Source organism: Eikenella corrodens (assembly GCF_900187105.1).
GTDB classification, from domain to species: Bacteria; Pseudomonadota; Gammaproteobacteria; order Burkholderiales; family Neisseriaceae; genus Eikenella; species Eikenella corrodens.
Genome location: NZ_LT906482.1, coordinates 87,273 through 101,990, shown reverse-complemented (window position 1 = coordinate 101,990; position 14,718 = coordinate 87,273). Strand labels below are relative to the sequence as shown.

Below are 14,718 nucleotides of genomic sequence, written 5' to 3'. Positions count from 1 at the left end.
ACTGTGTGAAGATTCTGTATTTAATTCGTTGAAGCCGAAGCTTTCAGGTAGCCTATGGTTTCCAAAGCCAGCTTGACAAACATGTTTACCCCACTTTCTGCAGAACAAATTATGGCTAAGCTGCCCAAGCGTGCAGTTGCGGTTAAGCGTTTGGACAAACTGCCGCCTTTGCCTGCAGCGTATTTGTCTTTTTTGCAGCAATGCGAAAGCGTGGAAATCACGCCCGATATCCGGCTTTGGGATTACCCGACCGCGCTTGGCGAAAACCGCCGCCTGGGCAGCGACTATCCCGATGTGGCTGCGCGGTATTGGCTGATCGGCGATGCGGGGCAGGGCGATACCTGGTTCATCGGCAAAGAGAGCGGGAACATTTTGTTTTATGACCACGATCAAGGCGAATACGATGAAGCCGATGCACGGTTTGCCGATATGGGCATCGGATTCATTCCCTTCCTGCAAACGGCCTTCCTCTTTCAAGAGCTTGAAGGGCTGTTCGAAACGCAACCGGAACCCGGCCAGCCGATACGGGATGCTTTCAAAACCCGGATGGATACCATTGCACCGGGTTTGTATGAGCAATATCCGTTTGCATATTGGTAGGTAACAGGCTACCTGAAAAGATGCAGATAGGTTTTCAGGTAGCCTGTCGGTAGGTAGATGAGGCTACCTGAAACTTTCCAACCACCACATAAGGAAACATCATGACCATCTATTTTCTCGGCGCAGGCAATATGGCCTCTGCCATTATCGCCGGCATGAGCCGCGCCGGCGGTTTCGATATCTGTGCCATCGACTACAGTGTCGACAAACTGGCCACGCTTGCGCAGCAATACGGCATCGCCACTGCTGCAGAGCTGCCGCCGCTGAATGAGGGCGACGTGCTGGTGTTGGCAGTAAAGCCGCAAGATATGCAGGCGGCGCTGCAAAAGGTGCAAACGGGCGGCGCGCTGGTGTTGTCGATTGCCGCCGGGCTGCCGTGTGCGGCCTTGAGCCGCTGGTTGGGCGGTACACGCCGCATCGTGCGCATCATGCCGAACACGCCGGCGCAAGTGGGGCAGGGTGTGGCCGGCTTGTTTGCCGACAGCGGCGCATCCGCTGCCGACCGGGAATTGGCCGACCGTATCATGCGCGCCAGCGGGCAAACCCTGTGGCTGGATAGTGAGGACGGCCTGCACCGCATTACCGGTATCAGTGGCAGTGGCCCGGCCTATGTGTTCTACCTGCTTGAAGCGCTGCAAAACGCCGCAAGGCAGCAAGGTTTCAATGCGGAAGAAGCGCGGCAGCTCAGTTTGGCCACCTTCCAAGGCGCGGTGCGTTTGGCCGAGCAGAGTGGCGAAGAGTTTTCCGATTTGCGCCAAAAAGTTACCTCTAAGGGCGGTACGACTTATGCTGCGCTGCAAAGCTTTGAGGCGCACGGTGTGGCCGAAGCGATTGTCGCGGGCGTGGCTGCTTGCGTGGCGCGTTCGCAGGAATTGGCTGAGCAGTTGGCGGAATAGGGTGGTATGTTTAATCAATTTGTCGCCCTGCTCGCCGATGCGCTGGCCATGCTCCTGTTGGCGCGCTGCCTGCTGCAATACGGCCGTTTGAACTATATGCACCCGCTGGCGCAGTTTTGCTGCCGCAGCAGCGACTGGCTGGTGAAGCCGCTGCGCCGCCTGCTGCCGCCCTTGGGCGTTTTGGACAGTGCCTGTATTTTGGCGGCCTGGCTGCTGTATGCGGTGTTATATTTGTTGTTGTCGCTCATCAATCTGCCGGCAGGGATGTTCGGCTGGCAGATCGCGGCGGCTGATGTGTTGCTTGCTGCGCTCGCCCTGACGCGTTCGGCGGCTTATGTGTTGCTTGGCGGTTTGTTGTGGCGCATGGTGCTGTCTTTATCACAGGCGTATTCGCCGCTGGTGGCAGTGCTCAACCGTGTGTATGAGCCGCTGTGCCGCCCGTTTGCCTTTTTGCGTATTGGCCGCTGGGATTTTTCAGGTAGCCTGTTGGCACTTTTGCTGTGGGGTTGGATTAGCTGGGGGCTGCCGGCAATTATCATGCATTTGAATTTTTTGCTCTTGCCATAAGCTGGCGGCTGTTTTATATTCCGCCTTTTTATAAAAGAAGCAGCCGCTGGCGGGAAGGGGCGGTTGGTAGAATTTCACAAAAAGGATAACTCATGGCAAAATTAACCGAGCAAGACATCATCAACTGGAAAGGCCCGGAAGAGGAGTATATGAATGCCGATCAGCTGGCTTTCTTCCGTGAGTTGCTGGTTAAGCTGCAAGATGAGCTGATTCAAAAGGCGGCCGACACTACCGGCCATCTGCAAAACCATGAAGCTGCTCCCGATCCGGCCGATCGTGCCACGCAGGAAGAAGAATATGCGCTGGAGTTGCGCACCCGCGACCGTGAGCGCAAATTGCTGAATAAAATCCAGGCCTCGCTGCGTCAGATTGATGAAGGCGAATACGGCTATTGTGTTGATACCGGCGAGCCCATCGGTCTCAAACGCCTGCTTGCCCGCCCCACCGCTACTTTATCGGTGGAAGCGCAAGAGCGGCGAGAGCGCATGAAGAAACAGTTTGCGGATTGATGCTTCAAACCAACTGGCCGGCAAGTGGAATGCCGGCCTGTTTGGATTGTGCAAAAGCAGCGTGAAAATTAGTTATCTATATAAATCAGGCTGTAGCAAAAAAATTGTGTTTTGGGGTTTGACAGAATTTAAGAAAGCCGTATAATGCGCGCTTTCTGAATGAGCGGCGAATTAGCTCAGCTGGTTAGAGCAGAGGAATCATAATCCTTGTGTCCGGGGTTCGAGTCCCTGATTCGCCACCAAATTGGGGGTATAGCTCAGTTGGTAGAGCGCTTGCATGGCATGCAAGAGGTCAGCGGTTCGATCCCGCTTACCTCCACCAAATTTAAAAGAGTCGGCTAAAACAGCCGGCTCTTTTGCATTTTCAGGTAGCCTTTGCCGTATGGTGTTGGGTATACACACTTGATGTGGTGGAGGAGAATCAATATTGGCAGCAAACCCTTGCCTGATGCTGCTTCTCTCAAATCCATGCCAAGCAAAAAATCACCTATATAGGTGGTTTTTTATCGTAGGTAAAGGTGGTAAGATAATTACATTAGAACGATAATGACTCTTTTCGCCCATGCTGTTTTGGGGCGATAAGGGTAGGGCGCTTGGAATGCAGTTGATGTTTGAATTTCTAAGTTTTCAGGTAGCCTCAATCCAATCTTGAAACACAAATACACATTCTCATTTGTTGTAAATACAGGAATTACCCAGCAAAAACAAGGAAAAAGTTTTATGGTGCAACAAGCTGGAATCAACTTTGTGGTGGCGCCGGACTACCTGCCCGACCACTTCAGCCATTGGTATCTACTCAGCAGTCATTTACAGCGCGAAACCGAACTCTCCATCCATTTGCATCTGCCTGCTAATGCTGTAGAAATACAGGAGTTAGCCGAGGGCGGTAAAATGGATATGCTCTATGCCAATGCTTTTGATGCCGTGGCACTGATTAAAGACAAAGGCTATTTGCCGCTGGTGTGTTTGAAAGATAAATTCGATGAAGCCGTAGTGGCCGTATCCGCCGAATCAGAGTATCAAAAAATAGAAGATTTGCCGGTTGATGCGTTGATTAAAACCGGCCCCAATCCTGATATCCGTTGTCTTGGCCTGCGTTTGTTGAAACAGGCCGGGTTGGATGTGGAACAGCTTAAAATCGAAGAAGCCGCCACCTTCCCTCAGGCAGCCTCTGCCTTGATTAGAGGCCAAGCACAGGCCGGTTTCTTTCTGGCCAGCACCTATGCCCACATGAGCAAGCGTACGCTTGAGCAACTGCGCGTGTTGCAGGAAGGCAGTTTTGCCGCCGTAACGCATATGGTGGTGTTGCATCCCGATTTTGCCGAGCAGCAAGAAGCCCTGCGGCAGGCATTTGCCGAGATGGCCGACAAACCCACCGGCAAAACCACGTTGGAAGCATTGGATTTGCCTGCCGGTTTCGCCACCCTCACCCAAGAAGCCGCCGAACAGATGGTGGCCGATGCCGAAGAAAACGGCAAACAGGATGATTGAGCGCGGCCACTGTTTTATGCTTATATCACAGAGGCCTTTGCGAATACACCGCAGAGCGGCACTTCGCAAAGGCCTCAAATTGTCACACGGAAATTGAATGACTATGCCCCAACCCACCCCCCATTCCATACTCACCATTATCGGCAAAGACCGCATCGGCATCGTTTACGACGTATCCAAACTCTTGGCCGAACACCAAATCAACATCCTCAATATCAGCCAGCAGCTCATGGGCGAATATTTCACCATGATTATCCTGATGGATACCAGCCGCTGCCCGCAAAGCCGCGAAGAAATGCTGAGCGTATTCGCCCAAGCCGGTGAGAAGCTGAGCTTGGATATCCGTATGCAAAACGAAGCTTTATTCAACGCCATGCACCGGATTTAATCTTCAGGCTGCCTGAAAGTTCTTCACCGCGATTACAGTATTTCAGGCATGGAATAGGTTTCAGATAGCCTAGAGTGAAGAAATACCCAGAGATATTCGCATACCAGATGCGCAAAAGTGTTGAGGGGACCCATGGAAATATGTATGTCAAACTCAAAATCTAATCCAACAATATAAAGGCTACCTGAAAATGTCCCTTCGCTTTACCGAAATCTTAGAAACCGTCCGCATGGTTGCCGACCAAAATTTCGACGTGCGCACGCTTACCATCGGCATCGATTTGCACGACTGCATTTCGCCTGATATCGACCAGCTAAACCAAAATATCTACGATAAAATCACCCGCGTGGGCAAAGACTTGGTTCAGGTAGCCCGCGAGCTGTCGGCCAAATACGGTGTGCCGATTGTGAACCAGCGCATTTCCGTAACGCCCATCGCCCAAATCGCCTCGGCTACGGGGGCGGACAGCTACGTTTCCATCGCGCAAACGCTGGACAAGGCGGCCAAAGCCATCGGCGTGTCGTTTATCGGCGGCTTTTCCGCGCTGGCACAAAAAGGCATGTCGCCATCCGACGAAGTGTTGATTCGCTCCATTCCCGAAGCGATGAAAACCACTGACATCGTGTGCAGCTCAGTCAATATCGGCGGCACCCGCGCCGGCATCAATATGGACGCGGTGAAGCTGATGGGGGAAACCATCAAGCGCACGGCGGAAACTACGCCTGAAGGTTTCGGCTGCGCCAAAATCGTTGTGTTCTGCAACGCGGTGGACGACAATCCGTTTATGGCGGGTGCGTTCCACGGCGCGGGCGAAGGCGATGTGATGCTGAACGTGGGCGTGTCCGGCCCCGGTGTGGTGCAGGCCGCGTTGGCGGATTGCGATGGCAAGGATTTGACTGAAATTGCCGAAATCGTGAAGAAAACCGCGTTCAAAATCACGCGGGTGGGCGAACTGATCGGGCAGGAAGCGGCACGCCGTCTGAATATTCCGTTCGGCATTTTGGATTTGTCGCTCGCGCCTACGCCCACCGTTGGCGATTCCGTCGCCCGCATTCTGGAAGCGATGGGTCTGACTATCTGCGGCACGCACGGCACCACCGCTGCACTCGCGCTGTTGAACGATGCTGTGAAAAAAGGCGGTATGATGGCTTCCTCTGCCGTCGGCGGCCTGAGCGGCGCGTTCATTCCCGTGTCGGAAGACGAAGGCATGATTGCGGCGGCGAAAAGCGGCGTGCTGACGCTGGACAAACTCGAAGCCATGACCGCCGTATGCTCGGTGGGGCTGGACATGGTGGCCGTGCCGGGCAACACTTCAGCCGCCACCATTTCCGGCATCATCGCCGATGAAGCCGCCATCGGCATGATCAACAGCAAAACCACCGCTGTGCGCATTATCCCCGTAACCGGCAAAGGCGTGGGCGAAAGCGTAGAATTCGGCGGGCTGCTGGGCTACGCGCCGATTATGCCGGTGAAGGAAGGAAGCTGCGAAGTGTTCGTGAACCGCGGCGGGCGGATTCCCGCGCCGGTGCAGTCGTTGAAGAATTAAACCAATGGCTAGTTGAAACCTTTTATTTGGTTTTCAGGTAGCCTCAGATATGGATGAAATCATGAGCAGAATCAAACAAGTTTTTCAAAATGCCGATACACATAAAACCTTGGTTGCCTACATCACCGCTGGCGACCCAAACCTTGAAACTACTCTGGAGCTGATGCACAGTCTGGCTGCCAACGGCGCGGATATTATCGAGCTGGGCGTGCCGTTTTCCGACCCGATGTCGGATGGCCCCACCATCCAGCGTGCAGCCGAACGCGCCTTGGCCAACGGAGTTACTCTGAAAGACGTATTGGAAACCGTGCGCCGCTTCCGCCAAAGCAACCAAAGCACCCCCGTGGTTTTGATGGGCTACCTGAATCCGATTCACAAAATGGGCTATGAGCCATTTGCCCGTGCCGCCAAAGAGGCCGGCGTAGACGGCATACTCACGGTGGATAGCCCGATTGAAACCGTAGCCCCACTGCATAACGCGCTCAAGGCCGCCGGGCTCGATACCATTTTCCTGGTTGCCCCCACCACCGGCGAGGAACGGATGGCCGAAATTGCCAAGCTGGCTTCCGGCTTCGTGTATTACGTATCGCTCAAAGGCGTTACCGGCTCGGCCAGCCTGAACACCGCGGAAGTGGCGGAAAAAGTGGCTGTGCTGCGACGCCATGTGCCGCTGCCGATTTGCGTTGGCTTCGGCATTTCCGATGCCGAGAGCGCGCGGCAAGTCGCCGCCGTGGCTGACGGCGTGGTGATCGGCAGCCGCATTGTGAAAGAAATCGAAGCCAACCCCGGCCGCGAGGTAGAAGCCGCAGGCAAGTTGGTGAAAAGCTTGAGAGAAGCCATTTAAGGCTACCTGAAAATGACGCGGGACGAATTAATCGATTTAGGGAAGCGCATCTTGGTGGAAGAAGGCGATGATGTGCTGGACGGTTTGATGGCAGAGTTCGACCTCAATGTGCTCCATCCCGAAGGCAGCAGCCTGTTTTTCTACCCCGAAGGGTGGAACGCCCGCAGCAGCGGCCCGGCGGATTACGCGCCCACGGCGGAAGAAGTGGTGGATGCCTGTTTGGCCTACTGCCCGATTTGCTTGTAAAACCGCCGCCCGTAGCCAGGCAAAATCCTTGCGGTCTTTACAAAACTTGCCTAAACCGCCGCTATTGGCTACTATCCCGCCCGGCTGTTGCCCCAAGTGGCAAACCAAACCTAATTAGGAGCAAATGGAGTAAATCATGAGTTGGCTCGACAAAATCCTCCCCCCGAAAATCAAACGCGAAGACAGCGGTAAATCCGGCGTGCCGGAAGGCCTGTGGCGCAAATGCCCGGCCTGCTCTGAAGTGCTGTATGCCTCCGATTTGGAAGAAAACCACCAAGTTTGCCCCAAGTGCAACCACCATAATCCGCTCAGCGCCCGCGAGCGGCTGGATCTGCTGTTAGACGAAGCTGGCCGCGAAGAAATCGGCGCCGAGGTGAAGCCCACCGATATTTTGAAATTCAAAGACAGCAAAAAATACCCCGACCGCCTCAGCGCGGCGCGCAAAGCCACCGGCGAAAACGATGCCTTGGTGGTGATGAAAGGCGAAATGGACGGGCTGCCCGTGGTGGTGGCTGCATTTGAATTCCGCTTTATCGGCGGCTCGATGGGCTCGGTGGTGGGCGAACGTTTTGTGCGCGGTGTGCGCGCGGCGGCGGAAAACGGCTGCTCCTTTATCTGTGTTGCCGCTTCCGGCGGGGCGCGGATGCAGGAAGGCCTGAGCTCACTGATGCAGATGACCAAAACCAGCGCCGTGTTGCACTTGTTAAGCGACAAACAGCTGCCCTTTATTTCCGTGCTCACCGACCCGACCATGGGCGGCGTTTCTGCCAGCTTTGCCTTTTTGGGCGACGTGGTGCTGGCCGAGCCGAACGCGCTAGTGGGCTTTGCCGGCCCGCGCGTGATTGAGCAGACCGTGCGCGAAAAACTGCCCGAAGGCTTCCAGCGCGCCGAATTCCTGCTGGAGAAAGGCGCCATCGACCAAATTGTGGACCGCCGCGAAATGAAAGCGCGCATCGCCAAACTTATCCGCCTGCTGCGCAACCAGCCGGTGGCGGCTTAGTTGGGAGAGATACGAAGCGAAACAGGCCGGAGCAATACGGCCTGTTTTGCCGTTTTTGGGGAGGCTACCTGAAACTAGAAAGCTGTTTTCAGGTAGCCTCCCATCAAGCCGCCTGCCTCCGATATAATCCCATCCGTTGTGTGCCGAGGAATGGGCGTGCTTGAGCAACAGTGTAGGCTGCAGGTACGTTGATCAGGCCATGCCTTCGTTTGATGCCAATGCAGCCTTGGCCTTATACCGCCTGCCCGCTGGCCAGTGCCGCGCCGTCTTGGATAAGGTTTTGGCCGAACATTCCTCCCCATCGCGCAAATTGAGCTGGAATGAGCAGGAGCGGATGATTTATTTTGATGAATACAGCCCAAACAAGGCGCCGGATCCGATTCCGGTTAACCTGAATGCCGGGAAATAGGGTGCAGCTGGTCTGAAAAAAGATAAGCTGCCATCAGATCAATTTGCCTGCCCCAAGGAGGTGCGGCAATAGCTGTGCTACACCCGATAAATTAAGGCTACCTGAAACAGAAAAACTGTTTCAGGTAGCCTTTTGCTTGGGTTGCCGGGTTATTCCACCGGTTTGAGGGTGGTCAGGACAGTGTCCCAAATGGCGAAGATTTCCTGCTGGCTGCGTTTGGTGCCGTCGAAGGTTTCGGTACCGAAGGGCATCATCACGAGGAGGTGGTCGCTTTCGCGCTCCCATCTAAGCAGGTAGTGGTTGCCGTCCCAGCGGCTGATTTTTTCGTAGCCGGGCATGCCGTTGATGGTGCGCGGGCCTTGGCGGACGGCGTGGGCGGTGAGCGATTGCATAAAGCCTTTCAAGCCTTCGGTGTCGGGATGGTTGCGGCCGTTGGCGATGGAAGCGCCGCGTGGGTTGCGGCCGTGGGAGATGATGATATAGGTGTCGTCTTGGCCGGCGAAATAAACGCGGGAGCTGCCTTTAAAGGGGGTATCGCCGTTGTCGGCGAAGAAGCCGTCGGGGATGCATACACCTTGATGTTTAGGTACTTCGTATGGCTGGCGCTCGCGCAGGCGGGAGGTGAGGTCGCGGCGCATTTCATGCGTTGCTTTGTTGAGCAGTGAGCGTTCCTGTTCACGCCAGTTGTTCGGTTCTGTGCCGCCCGGGGTGGGGATTTTTAATTCACCGTCGGTGTGGAAACCGCCGTTTGGGCCGAGCTTGACGATGAGCTCGGCATCGTAGCGGATGCCGAGACTGGCACTCAGGCGGCTGCCGTCGAACATGGGGGTTTTGCGGGTGAATTGCAGGAAGGCGCGGCCGGGGATAAGCTCGCGCTCGCCGATATAGCCTTCGCCATGGCCGGTACTCCGCTCAAAATAGCGGTTAAATCCGCCTTGCCGCCTTTGGGTGAGGATGACGTTGAGGAAACGCCAATCGTCGACGTAATGATTGATTTGCCAGCCGTTGTAGCGGTAGCTTTCGGTTTGGCCTTGGTTTCTTGAGCCGTAGCGGCGCTCGGCAGGCAGGCGCATTTGCACGCGGCCGGCGCAGTAGGGCTGGGCGGTCCAAAATGCGGTGTTGATCATGGAGGTGTCGGTGGGTTGGTCGGCGGTGGGCGGAGGCAGGGGGTTGCCGGCACAGGCAGCGAGCAGCAGGGCGGCGATGGGGAGGAGGATGGGTGTGCGCATGTGGTTTTCCTTATGTTGGATTAGAGTTTGAGGCTACCTGAAAGTTTCAGGTAGCCTGTAGTGTGGTTGTGAGTATTCATTGGCGCTAATTCATACTGAAGTACAGCAAAAGGCTACCTGAAACTTTTCAGGTAGCCTTTATGGGCCGTAGATTTATTCGGCTGCCGGGGCGGCAGGGGTTTCTGCGGCGGGCGCAGCAGTTTCTGCTGTGGCTTCGGCGGGCTGTTCGGCAACGGCGGCTTCAGCCTCGGCTGCTTGTTGTTCGGCCTGTTTGGCGGCTTGGCGGGCGAGCATTTCCTGCACGGCAGGGTGTTGCTGGGCGATGGCCTGCTCTTCGGGGCTAATTTTGCCTTTGAAGCGGTTGTTCAAATCGAAGCGCTTACCGCCGCGTGCCAGCGATTTGAGGTAGCGCGGGCGGCGGCAGTGATTAGAAAGCACGCGGGCGATCAGGGCGGGGTCGTATTGGGGCAGGGCGGCAACGAGGTCTTTGTCGATGCCCAAGGCCAGGGGTTTGAAGCGTTTGAATACGTCGTATTTGCCGTAGATGTGGTCGGCAATCAGATCGGTTTGCTTCTTCTTGCTCATGGTCTGCACGGCAGACTTGAGGGCGGCTCCCAAGGCGGTTTCTTGTGTCATGGCAGGTTCTCGGTTAGTGGGGTAGTGGGTGGATTGTGGCACAGCTTGGCAGTTTTGGCGAACAATCCTTACGTTTTTGCCGGTTTGTGCGGCTTTGTCTGGCAATAATTGCTATTTTGCCAGACGGCGGGTGTTGCTTTCAGGTAGCCTGAATAGCGTGGATTTTGCAGCTGAAGCTTTTTTTCATGCTAGGCAGCTAGTTGTATAAGTACATACAGTCAGTACACGGCCAAACGGGTTAGGCAAGCAAGGTTTTAGTTATTCGGCTTCGGGCAGTTCCATTGCCAGCACGGTTTGGCGCTGGGTTTCGCGGAAATCGGCGAGTTTGGCCGCCAGTGCGGGGTCGTGGTTGGCAAGCAGGGCGGCGGCAAAGAGGGCGGCATTGGCAGCACCGGCTTCGCCGATGGCGAAGGTGGCCACGGGGATGCCTTTGGGCATTTGCACGATGGAGAGCAGGGAGTCTTCGCCGCGCAAATATTTGCTGGGCACGGGCACACCGAGCACGGGCAGGGTGGTTTTGGCGGCCACCATGCCGGGCAGATGGGCAGCACCGCCGGCACCGGCAATGATGGCCTGCAGGCCGCGTTCGCGGGCGGTTTCGGCGTATTCAAACATCAAGTCGGGCGTGCGGTGGGCGGAAACCACGCGGGTTTCGTAGGCGATGCCGAATTGTTTGAGCACGGCGGCGGCGTGCTGCATCACGGCCCAATCGCTGTTGCTGCCCATGATGATGCCGATTTGAGTCATTTAGTGTTCCTTGTGGTTTGGAGTTAAGAGGCTACCTGAAAAATATTGGCCATGGCATGGCGGCTAAATCAAGCCGTAGGCGCTGAGCTTCTTGCGCAGGGTATTTCGGTTTAGGCCGAGCACTTGGGCGGCTTTGGATTGGTTGCCTTCGCAATGCGCCATCACGTAGCGCAAAAGCGGCAGTTCTACTTGCTGCAACACCATTTGATACACGTCGTGCGCCGGTTGGCCGTCGAGATCGGTAAAGTATTGCTGCAGGCTGTTTTCGATGCAAGTAGTGATATGGCTGTTCTGATGGAGCATTTTGCTCTCCTTTTATTATTGTGGTGTAAAAATGGGGCAACAAACCGGCACATGATGCGGCAGCGGGTATTGCCAGCTTCCCTTCGTGTGGTTTGCAGTGTTTCAGGCCTGCCGCCAGGGGCAGGGCCAGTATTCGTATTGTTCGGACTGTGCGGCCAAACAGGCGGCCAGCCCGTTGTATTGCGCTTCGGCACTCTCCAGCACGTTGAGGCGGCGGCGCTCGGCTTCGCCTTCCGGCAGGTCGGCCAGATACCAGCCGATGTGTTTGCGGGCGATGCGCATACCGGCCGCTTCGCCGTAGAAGCCGTACATGGCACGGATATGGCCGAGCAGGGCTTCAGAGGCTACCTGAAAAGGCAGCGGCTGCGGCAGGCTGCCGTGCGCGAGGTAGTGCGCCACATCGCGGAACAGCCAAGGCCGGCCTTGGGCGGTGCGGCCGATCATCACGCCGTCGGCACCGGTTTCGGCCAATACGCGCGCGGCTTTCTGCGGGCTGTCGATATCGCCGTTTACCCACACGGGAATGCTCAGGCGGCGTTTGGCTTCAGCAATCAGGCCGTATTCGGCCTGGCCGCGATACATTTGGGTGCGGGTGCGGCCGTGGATAGCGATGGCGGCAATACCGGCGTCTTCTGCCATGCGGGCAATGGTGAGGATGTTTTTGTGTTCGTCGTGCCAGCCCAGCCGTGTTTTGAGCGTAACCGGCACGTCCACCGCGCGCACCACGGCATGTAAAATTTCGGCCACCAAGGGCTCGTTTTGCAGCAGGGCACTGCCAGCCTGCACCTGGCATACTTTCTTGGCCGGACAGCCCATATTGATGTCGATGAGCTGCGCGCCCTGTGCCACGTTGTAGCGGGCAGCTTCGGCCATTTGAGCCGGGTTGCTGCCGGCAATCTGCACGGCAATCACCCCGCTTTCGCCGCTGCGGTCGATGCGGTTGAGGGTTTTGCGCGTGTTTTGCAGATCGGGGTTGCTGCTGATCATTTCGCCCACTGTCCAGCCGGCGCCGAATTGCCGTGCCAGCATACGGAACGGTTTATCGGTGATGCCGGCCATCGGCGCGAGCGCCACGGCGGGGGAAACAGTGTAGGGGCCGATTTGCATAAAGCTGAACTGCTGTAAATTGGGAATTGTACATTTTTTAGACAAAGCCTCCAAGTGCGGCGGCGGTTGTCGGAACGGGCATGCTTATTTACAATGCGTGCCGTTATTGTTTTTCAGGTAGCCTGCGATTGCGATGAAGGCTACCTGAAAGTTTCATTTGAGTATTGTGTTACAAGAATTAGAAAAGAGATTGCACGATGGGAACAAAAATAAATAAAACCTGTTTGGGCGGGCTGTTGTTGGCACTTATGCTGAGCGCCTGCGCGCAGCCGCAGGCACAGGTGCAAACGCCGCCTGCCGGGCAGCCGGCTTGGGCGGAGCAGGTGAGCAAGGCGGCTAATCTGTATCGGGTGGACGACAAACTCTACCGCAGCGAGCAGCCGGTGGAGGAAGATGTGGAGTTGTTGCAATCTTTGAACGTGAAAAGCGTGGTGAACCTGCGCTACTTCAACCGCAGTGGCGATCGCAAAGTGTTGGCCGACCGGGGTATCGCGCTGTTCAATCAGCCGCTGCTCACTTGGCGGATTACGCCGAAACAGGTGGCCGAAACGCTATATTTGATTGAACAGCAGCAGGCTGAAGGGACGGTGTTGATCCATTGCTACCACGGCGCCGACCGCACTGGCCTGATTGCCGGCATGTACCGCATCATCTACCAGGGCTGGACGGTGGAGCAAGCCAAAAACGAAATGCGCCACGGCCCCTACGGCTTCCACAGCATCTGGCGCAATATCGAGGATTTGTTTACCGAAGAGAACGTGCGCCAAGTGCGGACGCATTTGCAGCAGTTGCGTTCGCAGCCTAAATAGCCGAAAAATAAGTTTTCAGGTAGCCTAATATGCGCGCAGCCTATTGCCTTAATGGACGTTTTTAAGTACAATTCGCCGCTTGTCTGTAGTATAGGCAAATTCCCTATACCCGCTTTTTAAAGGAAAAATCATGAAACCTGAGATTCATCCCGACTACCACGAAGTCAATGTTACCTGCTCTTGCGGCAACAAATTTATCACTAAATCTGCCATGAGCAAAACCGAATTCAACATTGAAGTTTGCTCCGAGTGCCACCCGTTCTACACTGGTAAACAGAAGATCGTGGATAGCGCCGGTCGTGTGGACAAATTCAATCAGAAATACGGCAATATGTTCCAACGTTAATTTGCTGCCGTGTTTCCCCGAGGCTGCCGAAAGGCAGCCTTTTGTTTTGACTGAAAATAGCTTGAACTGGCAGGAAATAGATGCCCAACAGGCTGAATATGGCAGAAATGAAAAGTTTTGACTGAAGCAGTTGGAAAATGGCATAGACAGGCCATATTTAGCAGAGTATTGCAGGTTGGCACATAAGATGCTACCTGAAAAACAGCATTATATTTCTTTGCCACGCCACACCATGAGCCGCGCCGTTTCCATCACCACCTACAATATCCACAAAGGCATGTCGCCACTAAATCGGCGGCTACAACTGCCGCAAATGGTCGATGCCCTGCAACATCTCGATACCGACATCCTGTTTTTGCAGGAAGTGCAGGGCGTGCACCACAAACGGCAGCAGAACGTGCCCGAATTTCCTGCCGAGCCACATGGCGAAGTGATTGGCCGGCAGCTCGCTTTTGCCTGCAGCTACGGCCAAAACGCCACCTATGCCGGCCGCCACCACGGCAACGCCATCCTCAGCCGCCTGCCGCTGCAGATGCGCACTAATCTAAACGTATCGGTAAACCGGCTCGAACAACGCGGCGTACTGCATTGCGAAATTCAACCACCCGGCTGGGATAGGCCGCTTATCTGCCTCTGCGTACACCTCAATCTGCGTGAGGCTGACCGCAAACGGCAATACCGCACCATTGCTGACTATATCGAACACCAGATTCCATCCGATGCCCCGCTGATTCTCGCTGGCGACTTCAACGACTGGCGGCAACGCTCATGCAGCCGCTTCGGTCAACTGCTTGGTTTAGACGAAGCTTTCGCCCATCTTTCTGCCGGACGGCCGAAAACCTTCCCTGCAAGAATGCCGATACTCAGCCTAGACCGCATCTACACCCGCCATCTCACCGTATTAAACGCGGTAAGCCATCAAGGTTTACCATGGCAACAACTCTCCGACCATCTACCGCTCTCAGCTGTGGTTGAGCCGAAGTGGTAGGGATTAATAACAAAAGGCTACCTGAAATGGTTTCAGGTAGCCTTTGCACATTCCCTA

At 55.5% G+C, this 14,718-nt stretch carries 19 protein-coding genes and 2 tRNA genes; 16 read left to right on the top strand and 5 right to left on the bottom strand.

What is annotated here, in order from left to right; genetic code table 11:
* Positions 1 to 111 precede the first annotated feature (111 nt).
* From CKV94_RS00530 to CKV94_RS00470, 13 genes are all read left to right on the top strand, one after another.
* Positions 112 to 600 (top strand): SMI1/KNR4 family protein, encoded by a 489-nt coding sequence (locus tag CKV94_RS00530; RefSeq protein WP_152907607.1) that lies wholly within the window; start codon positions 112 to 114, stop codon positions 598 to 600.
* Between the two features lie 101 nt (positions 601 to 701).
* Complete coding sequence (gene proC, locus CKV94_RS00525; RefSeq protein WP_003823012.1) at positions 702 to 1,496, top strand: pyrroline-5-carboxylate reductase; 795 nt, start codon at positions 702 to 704, stop codon at positions 1,494 to 1,496.
* 6 nt (positions 1,497 to 1,502) lie between these two features.
* On the top strand, positions 1,503 to 2,063 hold the full coding sequence (locus tag CKV94_RS00520; RefSeq protein WP_003823011.1) for a YggT family protein: 561 nt from the start codon (positions 1,503 to 1,505) through the stop codon (positions 2,061 to 2,063).
* A gap of 92 nt (positions 2,064 to 2,155) precedes the next feature.
* Positions 2,156 to 2,572 (top strand): RNA polymerase-binding protein DksA, encoded by a 417-nt coding sequence (gene dksA, locus CKV94_RS00515; protein WP_003823010.1) that lies wholly within the window; start codon positions 2,156 to 2,158, stop codon positions 2,570 to 2,572.
* A gap of 165 nt (positions 2,573 to 2,737) precedes the next feature.
* A tRNA-Met gene (locus CKV94_RS00510) sits at positions 2,738 to 2,814 on the top strand.
* Between the two features lie 4 nt (positions 2,815 to 2,818).
* A tRNA-Ala gene (locus tag CKV94_RS00505) sits at positions 2,819 to 2,894 on the top strand.
* A gap of 398 nt (positions 2,895 to 3,292) precedes the next feature.
* Positions 3,293 to 4,063, top strand: a complete 771-nt coding sequence (locus CKV94_RS00500; protein ID WP_003823006.1) for a PhnD/SsuA/transferrin family substrate-binding protein — start codon at positions 3,293 to 3,295, stop codon at positions 4,061 to 4,063.
* 97 nt (positions 4,064 to 4,160) lie between these two features.
* On the top strand, positions 4,161 to 4,451 hold the full coding sequence (locus tag CKV94_RS00495; protein ID WP_003823003.1) for an ACT domain-containing protein: 291 nt from the start codon (positions 4,161 to 4,163) through the stop codon (positions 4,449 to 4,451).
* A gap of 190 nt (positions 4,452 to 4,641) precedes the next feature.
* Entirely contained in the window at positions 4,642 to 5,997 is a 1,356-nt protein-coding gene (locus CKV94_RS00490) for a PFL family protein (RefSeq protein WP_003823000.1), read from the top strand.
* Between the two features lie 61 nt (positions 5,998 to 6,058).
* Positions 6,059 to 6,841: a tryptophan synthase subunit alpha gene (gene trpA, locus CKV94_RS00485; RefSeq protein ID WP_035580384.1), complete on the top strand. Its 783-nt coding sequence runs from the start codon at positions 6,059 to 6,061 to the stop codon at positions 6,839 to 6,841.
* Positions 6,842 to 6,853: 12 nt separating this feature from the next.
* Positions 6,854 to 7,087, top strand: coding sequence for a hypothetical protein (locus tag CKV94_RS00480; protein ID WP_003822998.1), 234 nt, complete (start codon positions 6,854 to 6,856; stop codon positions 7,085 to 7,087).
* 136 nt (positions 7,088 to 7,223) lie between these two features.
* Positions 7,224 to 8,087 (top strand): acetyl-CoA carboxylase, carboxyltransferase subunit beta, encoded by an 864-nt coding sequence (gene accD, locus CKV94_RS00475; protein WP_003822997.1) that lies wholly within the window; start codon positions 7,224 to 7,226, stop codon positions 8,085 to 8,087.
* Positions 8,088 to 8,286: 199 nt separating this feature from the next.
* Positions 8,287 to 8,496, top strand: a complete 210-nt coding sequence (locus CKV94_RS00470; RefSeq protein WP_003822996.1) for a hypothetical protein — start codon at positions 8,287 to 8,289, stop codon at positions 8,494 to 8,496.
* 149 nt (positions 8,497 to 8,645) lie between these two features.
* On the opposite strand, the gene CKV94_RS00465 is transcribed toward CKV94_RS00470, so the two are convergent.
* The 5 genes from CKV94_RS00465 to dusB form a co-directional block, all read right to left on the bottom strand.
* Positions 8,646 to 9,725: a T6SS immunity protein Tli4 family protein gene (locus CKV94_RS00465; RefSeq protein ID WP_003822994.1), complete on the bottom strand. Its 1,080-nt coding sequence runs from the start codon at positions 9,723 to 9,725 to the stop codon at positions 8,646 to 8,648.
* Positions 9,726 to 9,878: 153 nt separating this feature from the next.
* Positions 9,879 to 10,361 (bottom strand): ProQ/FINO family protein, encoded by a 483-nt coding sequence (locus CKV94_RS00460; RefSeq protein ID WP_003822993.1) that lies wholly within the window; start codon positions 10,359 to 10,361, stop codon positions 9,879 to 9,881.
* A gap of 258 nt (positions 10,362 to 10,619) precedes the next feature.
* On the bottom strand, positions 10,620 to 11,108 hold the full coding sequence (purE, locus tag CKV94_RS00455) for a 5-(carboxyamino)imidazole ribonucleotide mutase (protein ID WP_003822991.1): 489 nt from the start codon (positions 11,106 to 11,108) through the stop codon (positions 10,620 to 10,622).
* 63 nt (positions 11,109 to 11,171) lie between these two features.
* Entirely contained in the window at positions 11,172 to 11,411 is a 240-nt protein-coding gene (gene fis, locus CKV94_RS00450; RefSeq protein WP_003822990.1) for a DNA-binding transcriptional regulator Fis, read from the bottom strand.
* Between the two features lie 102 nt (positions 11,412 to 11,513).
* Positions 11,514 to 12,518: a tRNA dihydrouridine synthase DusB gene (gene dusB / locus CKV94_RS00445; protein ID WP_003822989.1), complete on the bottom strand. Its 1,005-nt coding sequence runs from the start codon at positions 12,516 to 12,518 to the stop codon at positions 11,514 to 11,516.
* A 197-nt stretch (positions 12,519 to 12,715) separates the two neighbouring features.
* Here dusB and CKV94_RS00440 point away from each other — a divergent pair, with 197 nt between their 5' ends.
* The 3 genes from CKV94_RS00440 to CKV94_RS00430 all read left to right on the top strand — a co-directional run bounded on the left by CKV94_RS00440 (position 12,716) and on the right by CKV94_RS00430 (position 14,661).
* Complete coding sequence (locus CKV94_RS00440) at positions 12,716 to 13,327, top strand: phosphatase domain-containing putative toxin (RefSeq protein WP_003822987.1); 612 nt, start codon at positions 12,716 to 12,718, stop codon at positions 13,325 to 13,327.
* Positions 13,328 to 13,457: 130 nt separating this feature from the next.
* Positions 13,458 to 13,673 (top strand): 50S ribosomal protein L31, encoded by a 216-nt coding sequence (gene rpmE, locus CKV94_RS00435; RefSeq protein ID WP_003822986.1) that lies wholly within the window; start codon positions 13,458 to 13,460, stop codon positions 13,671 to 13,673.
* 232 nt (positions 13,674 to 13,905) lie between these two features.
* Positions 13,906 to 14,661, top strand: a complete 756-nt coding sequence (locus tag CKV94_RS00430) for an endonuclease/exonuclease/phosphatase family protein (RefSeq protein ID WP_003822983.1) — start codon at positions 13,906 to 13,908, stop codon at positions 14,659 to 14,661.
* The last annotated feature ends 57 nt before the right edge of the window (positions 14,662 to 14,718 follow it).

What these genes read in the sequence shown, in the direction of transcription:
- CKV94_RS00530 (WP_152907607.1), top strand. Translation starts at nt 112, where the DNA reads ATGGCTAAGCTGCCCAAGCGTGCAGTTGCGGTTAAGCGTTTGGACAAA.
- proC (WP_003823012.1), top strand. Translation starts at nt 702, where the DNA reads ATGACCATCTATTTTCTCGGCGCAGGCAATATGGCCTCTGCCATTATC.
- CKV94_RS00520 (WP_003823011.1), top strand. Translation starts at nt 1,503, where the DNA reads ATGTTTAATCAATTTGTCGCCCTGCTCGCCGATGCGCTGGCCATGCTC.
- dksA (WP_003823010.1), top strand. Translation starts at nt 2,156, where the DNA reads ATGGCAAAATTAACCGAGCAAGACATCATCAACTGGAAAGGCCCGGAA.
- CKV94_RS00500 (WP_003823006.1), top strand. Translation starts at nt 3,293, where the DNA reads ATGGTGCAACAAGCTGGAATCAACTTTGTGGTGGCGCCGGACTACCTG.
- CKV94_RS00495 (WP_003823003.1), top strand. Translation starts at nt 4,161, where the DNA reads ATGACTATGCCCCAACCCACCCCCCATTCCATACTCACCATTATCGGC.
- CKV94_RS00490 (WP_003823000.1), top strand. Translation starts at nt 4,642, where the DNA reads ATGTCCCTTCGCTTTACCGAAATCTTAGAAACCGTCCGCATGGTTGCC.
- trpA (WP_035580384.1), top strand. Translation starts at nt 6,059, where the DNA reads ATGAGCAGAATCAAACAAGTTTTTCAAAATGCCGATACACATAAAACC.
- CKV94_RS00480 (WP_003822998.1), top strand. Translation starts at nt 6,854, where the DNA reads ATGACGCGGGACGAATTAATCGATTTAGGGAAGCGCATCTTGGTGGAA.
- accD (WP_003822997.1), top strand. Translation starts at nt 7,224, where the DNA reads ATGAGTTGGCTCGACAAAATCCTCCCCCCGAAAATCAAACGCGAAGAC.
- CKV94_RS00470 (WP_003822996.1), top strand. Translation starts at nt 8,287, where the DNA reads ATGCCTTCGTTTGATGCCAATGCAGCCTTGGCCTTATACCGCCTGCCC.
- CKV94_RS00465 (WP_003822994.1), bottom strand. Translation starts at nt 9,725, where the DNA reads ATGCGCACACCCATCCTCCTCCCCATCGCCGCCCTGCTGCTCGCTGCC.
- CKV94_RS00460 (WP_003822993.1), bottom strand. Translation starts at nt 10,361, where the DNA reads ATGACACAAGAAACCGCCTTGGGAGCCGCCCTCAAGTCTGCCGTGCAG.
- purE (WP_003822991.1), bottom strand. Translation starts at nt 11,108, where the DNA reads ATGACTCAAATCGGCATCATCATGGGCAGCAACAGCGATTGGGCCGTG.
- fis (WP_003822990.1), bottom strand. Translation starts at nt 11,411, where the DNA reads ATGCTCCATCAGAACAGCCATATCACTACTTGCATCGAAAACAGCCTG.
- dusB (WP_003822989.1), bottom strand. Translation starts at nt 12,518, where the DNA reads ATGCAAATCGGCCCCTACACTGTTTCCCCCGCCGTGGCGCTCGCGCCG.
- CKV94_RS00440 (WP_003822987.1), top strand. Translation starts at nt 12,716, where the DNA reads ATGGGAACAAAAATAAATAAAACCTGTTTGGGCGGGCTGTTGTTGGCA.
- rpmE (WP_003822986.1), top strand. Translation starts at nt 13,458, where the DNA reads ATGAAACCTGAGATTCATCCCGACTACCACGAAGTCAATGTTACCTGC.
- CKV94_RS00430 (WP_003822983.1), top strand. Translation starts at nt 13,906, where the DNA reads ATGAGCCGCGCCGTTTCCATCACCACCTACAATATCCACAAAGGCATG.